The following is a 3,414-nucleotide window of genomic DNA, read 5'->3' as shown; positions in this document are numbered from 1 at the left end:
CGCCCCCGTAGCTCAGGGGATAGAGCGTCTGCCTCCGGAGCAGAAGGCCGCAGGTTCGAATCCTGCCGGGGGCACCAGGGTTGTCACAGGTCAAAGCCCTAAAACCCGCGCGGCCCGTAACCTAAATCCGCGCTGCGGGATTCACGCGTACGACTGCAGTGGCCCGATGTGGCCGCCCGGGTGTGTCCCGTCGCCCTGGCGCAGCACGGTGAACCCGCCGGGAATCCATGGGGTCTGTAGCTGTGTCGTGGAGTCCGGCGGAGTCACCAGGATCGTGGTCGGCGGCCAGGCCGGTTCCGAGCCGTTGGGGCCTATCTTCGGCAGGAAGGCCAGAAGGCTGGCGGCCGATGCTCCTGGCGCGAGTACGACGGGCTGCACATCGCCGCCCTCCCTGGGCAGGCTGTAGGTCGGGCCTAGCGTCGGATCGTCGGGACCCACGAGGTCCACACCGGGATAGCCCCGCAGGCTGCAGGTCTGCTGGGACACATTCGTCAAAATCAGGTAAAAGTGCAGATAGACCTGTTGACCGGGCGAAATGGGCGGACTGGTACCGAGATTCAGCGAATCGGCCCCGCACCATGGCACGGCTGCCGCTGTCGTATTCGTCGCTGCCGGCAGAGCGAGTACCGCTGCAATGGTCATGGCGGTCGCGCATGTTGAGAGTCTCATCGGGTTCGCCTTCCCCACCTTCGTATCCCAAGGCCGCTGCGAGAACCCTAGCCGCCATCTATAAGTTGGATCGAGATTCGTGCGTTGACGTGCCAGACCGAGCCATTCGCATTGACCTGCAAATAGAGACCCTTCACCTCATTGCCAACCTGGTGCTCGACAACGAGATTGGCCTTGTCCTTCACTCTCACGAACGTGTCCATGAAGCTCGGCAGCGCGTTGGCGTCACTTCCCGTGCCGACGGAGAGCGCCTTGGCGTTGCTGGCGTTGATCACGTCGATCGTGGGGACGACGTCTGGGCTCAGGGCATCCTCGAGATATCGCAGGCGCGCGTAACCGGCCGGCGGCGTCACTGACGTCGGGATGATGGTCGGGTTCGCCTCGTCGTAGTAGTCGATCAACGACATAGCCGTCACGTGATACAGACCAGTACGCAGCGTCACAACGCCGGTTCGCTCGTCGAGGCTGATGTTCCCGCCTTCCTGAACTTCCTTCTTATTGAAGACCCGCGCGTTCCAGCCGGCGACCATCGGCTTGTTCGACAGTGAGTATTCGGCGTAGACGGCGTAATCGGCCGCGGGCGCGCGTTGGCCTGGACTGCACGCTGCGACGGCGATGCTTGCGATCAGCACGACGATTGAAACGAGCGGTGCGATTGAACGAGACCTCATCATCGGTGACGACCCCATTTCCAGTCCATGCCCTCTCAATTTCCGCGTTCGTGCAAAGAATCCTGCCGCCCATGGTCGCTAACGGAATACCGAAAGGTGTAATCGGCTGTGCCACAAAATTATTGGTGGCCGCTGCTTCCGTCGCCGCGCCGACCGGCTGCGCCCGGGGCCGCGATCGACGTGATCATCAAGTCGATGGCGGCAAGCGCCTCTGCGCGGGCGGCCCCGACATCGACCGCGTTTGCGACGAACAGTGCCGCCTCGTTTGTTGCGGCGATGATCAGCCGGGCGGTCATCCGGGCCGAGGGCAGCGGGCGCACCTCTTTTGCGGCGATGCCCCGTTGAAGCAGTTGATCCAGAACGTCGAGCGTGTAGCGGTCGTCAATCTGATGCCACCGGGCGAAGCCCAGCACAGATAGCGCGTCGGTCAGCACGACCTGCCGGATGTACGGATCCGTGCACCAATTCAACAGGCTGCGTATCGACAGCCGCATGATCTCCAGCGGCGACGTTATCCCGGCACTCCACTCCCTGGCCCTGCGGACGCCCTCCTCCTCGAAGTCGGTGAGCAGCGCCTCGAGCACCGCAGCTTTGTCCGAAAAGTGGTGATAGAAGGCCCCTTTGCTGGATCCGGCGCGATTCAGGATCGCGTCGATGCTGCACCCGTGATAGCCGTGCTCGGTGAACAACTCGCGGGCGGCCGCGAGGATGGCCGCGCGGGTTGCGGCACGACGATCCGCCTGAGTTCGTCTCGTCATCGGCCGACGTTCCGGTGTCCGGCACTGTGTCGTTCATTCGGCCACGCCACAAGATACAGACTACTAGTCTGTATCTGACTACCGCGGAATGAGGTCTCCTGTGTCCCTGATCGACATGTTCGGGCTTGCCAGCGGGATCTTCTGGATCATCACCTACGCGTGCGTGATACGGCAGGGCCTGCTCGACCGCAGCTACGCGATGCCCTTTCTCGCGTTAGCAATGAACATCACCTGGGAGTTCCTGTTCACGTTCGTCTACCCGTCGGTCGGCGGGATGATGCAGGAGGTAATCAACGCGATCTGGTTCGCCGCCGATATCGCCATCCTCGCGGTCTTCGTGAAGTACTGGCGCTCCGACTACCCGAAAAGCCTTCCCCAGTCTTACTTTTGGCCCAAGGTCGTCTTCACTTTTGTGATGGTGACCCCGATGATGGTCGCCACGGTGTCGGTGTTCGGGCGCGAAAACGGTTCGGTCTACACGGCTTACGTCGACAACCTGATCATGTCTGCACTGTTCCTGAGCATGCTCATGCGTCGCGGTGACCGGCGCGGCCAGAGCATGTGGATAGCCTGGGGCAAGCTGCTGGGCACTGTGACCGCTTCCATCTCCCAGTACCTCTACGCCCCGGGAAACGTCGTCTGGCTGGTGATCTACGTCGAGATTCTGGTTCTCGATGCGCTCTATGTGTTCCTTTTGTCGAAAGCCCCGCGGTATCAACGCGACAAGGTAAGCGCCGACCCTGCGACAGCATCGGTCTAGCGAGATTCGAGCCAGCCTCAACTCCGGACGAGGACGAATGCCTCGATGTGGCGTTCGCCAGCCCGCGCTTCGTACTTCCGCCAGCCCGGATACAGCTCGAGTCCTTTTGCCCAGATCTCGTCACGCTCGCGAGGTGTGGCGGTCCGCGCCACCGCATCCCAGGTATCGCCCTCGATCGACACCGTGCCTTGTGGGTTGGCCTTGAGGTTGTGGTACCAGGCCGGGTGCTTGGCACCACCCCAGTTCGACGCGATGACGGCCAGGCCCTCGCGATGCGGGATTCCGTACACTGCGACAGTTCGGCGCTCGCCCGACTTTGCGCCAATCGTGGTGAGAGTGACGGCAGGAACGCCGGTTACCAGCCCGGCGAAGCTGCGCTTACCGCCGGTGAGCTTGCTGGCGAACCGGTCCAGGTGGTGCGCGGTCGGGCGAAAGACCGCGGACCCGAGCGTGGTGGCAGCGAAGGTGCGCATCGCCCGATGGAATGCGTTGGCATCGTTGAAGGATCGACTTGGCACCCTCACACCGGCTTAGCGCTGTCGACCTGATCCCGGCC

The 3,414-nt window shown here is 62.7% G+C and carries 5 protein-coding genes and 1 tRNA gene; 2 read left to right on the top strand and 4 right to left on the bottom strand.

Annotated elements, in window-relative coordinates:
- Nucleotide 1: 1 nt before the first annotated feature.
- A tRNA-Arg gene (locus ACZY0B_RS27060) sits at nucleotides 2-77 on the top strand.
- Between the two features lie 64 nt (nucleotides 78-141).
- On the opposite strand, the gene ACZY0B_RS27055 is transcribed toward ACZY0B_RS27060, so the two are convergent.
- From ACZY0B_RS27055 to ACZY0B_RS27045, 3 genes are all read right to left on the bottom strand, one after another.
- Entirely contained in the window at nucleotides 142-642 is a 501-nt protein-coding gene (locus ACZY0B_RS27055; RefSeq protein ID WP_463767307.1) for a DUF4232 domain-containing protein, read from the bottom strand.
- A gap of 74 nt (nucleotides 643-716) precedes the next feature.
- Entirely contained in the window at nucleotides 717-1,301 is a 585-nt protein-coding gene (locus tag ACZY0B_RS27050; protein ID WP_463767306.1) for a hypothetical protein, read from the bottom strand.
- 158 nt (nucleotides 1,302-1,459) lie between these two features.
- Nucleotides 1,460-2,098, bottom strand: coding sequence for a TetR/AcrR family transcriptional regulator (locus ACZY0B_RS27045; protein ID WP_463767305.1), 639 nt, complete (start codon nucleotides 2,096-2,098; stop codon nucleotides 1,460-1,462).
- A gap of 100 nt (nucleotides 2,099-2,198) precedes the next feature.
- On the opposite strand from ACZY0B_RS27045, the gene ACZY0B_RS27040 reads away from it, so the two are divergent.
- Nucleotides 2,199-2,858, top strand: a complete 660-nt coding sequence (locus ACZY0B_RS27040; RefSeq protein WP_463767304.1) for a transmembrane-type terpene cyclase — start codon at nucleotides 2,199-2,201, stop codon at nucleotides 2,856-2,858.
- A gap of 17 nt (nucleotides 2,859-2,875) precedes the next feature.
- Here the strand turns inward: ACZY0B_RS27040 and ACZY0B_RS27035 are convergent, their stop codons facing one another.
- Entirely contained in the window at nucleotides 2,876-3,376 is a 501-nt protein-coding gene (locus ACZY0B_RS27035; protein ID WP_463767303.1) for a nitroreductase family deazaflavin-dependent oxidoreductase, read from the bottom strand.
- Nucleotides 3,377-3,414 lie beyond the last annotated feature (38 nt).

The organism is Mycobacterium sp. IDUB_19 (assembly GCF_055419445.1).
This window is presented reverse-complemented; position numbering and strand designations above follow the sequence as displayed.

What these genes read in the sequence shown, in the direction of transcription:
- ACZY0B_RS27055 (WP_463767307.1), bottom strand. Translation starts at nt 642, where the DNA reads ATGACCATTGCAGCGGTACTCGCTCTGCCGGCAGCGACGAATACGACA.
- ACZY0B_RS27045 (WP_463767305.1), bottom strand. Translation starts at nt 2,098, where the DNA reads ATGACGAGACGAACTCAGGCGGATCGTCGTGCCGCAACCCGCGCGGCC.